Annotated in this window: 1 protein-coding gene; it reads left to right on the top strand. The window is 70.4% G+C overall.

Annotated features, from left to right (window positions below; genetic code table 11):
* Positions 1 to 197 precede the first annotated feature (197 nt).
* Complete coding sequence (locus AB1467_07430) at positions 198 to 1505, top strand: IS256 family transposase (protein ID MEW6296086.1); 1308 nt, start codon at positions 198 to 200, stop codon at positions 1503 to 1505.
* Positions 1506 to 1555 lie beyond the last annotated feature (50 nt).

Below are 1555 nucleotides of genomic sequence, written 5' to 3'. Positions count from 1 at the left end.
CGAGGTTGTCCCGAGCGTCGTAGAACTTGAGTGGCGGTCCTCCACCTCGTCCCTGCCGTGAGGCAGGCTCGGGGTGTCAACCAACCGAGTTGAGAAGGAGGACCACCAACATGTCAGCGTCTCACACCACGACCCCGGCGGCGAAGAAGCAAGGGCAGGCGCCGAAGAGGCCCGGGAAGGCGCCGAGGCTCACGATCGTGCCTGGCGTCGGGCTCATCGACCTGAACGACCCGTCCGTCGCCGGCAAGCTCGCCGAGCGCCTGGCCGGCAAGGTCGGCGACCAGCTCGTCCTCTTCGCCCAGCGCATGCAGGAAGGCCTGCTGGCGGCGTCGGTCGCCATCGGCCTCGACGTCATGGCCGAGCTCATGGAGGCGGAGGTCACCGAGGTCGCCGGCCCGAAGGGCAAGCACAACGCCGGCCGGGCCGCCTACCGCCACGGCCACGAGGACGCCACCGTCGCCCTGGGCGGGCGGCGGGTGCCCGTGCGCCGGCCCCGAGTGCGGGGCGTCAGGGGCGCCGAGGTGCACCTCGGCTCCTACGAGACCTTCGCCTCGGCTGACCAGCTCACGGCCCACACGGTGGCGGCCATGATGGCGGGGCTGTCCACCCGGCGCTACGAGGGGGTGCTCGAGCCGGTGGGCGCCGAGGTAGCCGAGGAGTCGAGCTCGACGTCGAAGTCCTCGGTCAGCCGGCGGTTCGTGGCCGCCACCGCCGGTCGGCTGGCGGAGTTCCGCTCCCGGCCCCTCGGCGACGCGAAGTGGCTGGTCATCTTCGTCGACGGCTTCGACTTCGCCGGCCACACCATGGTGGGCGCCCTGGGCGTGACCGCCGACGGGACGAAGGTGCCGCTCGGGGTCGTGCAGGGCTCTACGGAGAACAAGTCGGTGGTCGCCGGGCTGGTCAGCGGCCTGCGTGACCGGGGCGTCGACGCCAGCGACGGCATCCTGTTCGTCATCGACGGCGGCAAGGCGCTACGCAGCGCCGTGACCGACGTGTTCGGCGACAAGGCGCTCATCCAGAGGTGCCGACTGCACAAGGAACGGAATGTTGCCGACCACCTGCCCGAGGCCGAGCGCCTTTGGGTTCTGCGCAAGATGCGCCAGGCCTGGAAGAACCCCGACGCCAAAGAGGCCGAACGGGACCTTCGGGACCTGGCCGCCCAGATCGAGAGGATCAACCCCGACGCCGCCGGCAGCCTGCGGGAGGGCCTGACGGAGATGTTCACCGTCACCCGCCTCGGCGTGCGGGGGACGTTGCTGGCCACGGTGATGTCGACCAACCCGGTGGAGTCGATGATCGAGATCGTTCGCGACCACGCCCGCAACGTGAAGCGGTGGCAGCCCGGCGACATGCGCCTGCGGTGGGCGGCCGCCGGCATGCTGGAGGCAGCGAAGCAGTTCCGCCGGGTGAAGGGCTACGCCCAGCTCCCACAGCTCGCCGCGGCCATCAAGGCCGCCACCTCAAAGAGCGTCGATTCCACCGTTCCTGTCACACCTGCGGCGTAGTATCACCAGTGGAGGCCGTCACCAAGTTCTACGGCCAGCGGGGCATCCTC

This window comes from Candidatus Diapherotrites archaeon, from assembly GCA_040755695.1.
GTDB lineage: Archaea > Iainarchaeota > Iainarchaeia > Iainarchaeales > 1-14-0-10-31-34 > JBFMAK01.
Note: the sequence above shows the minus strand (reverse complement) of the source record. Positions and strands in the feature narration are given on the sequence as shown.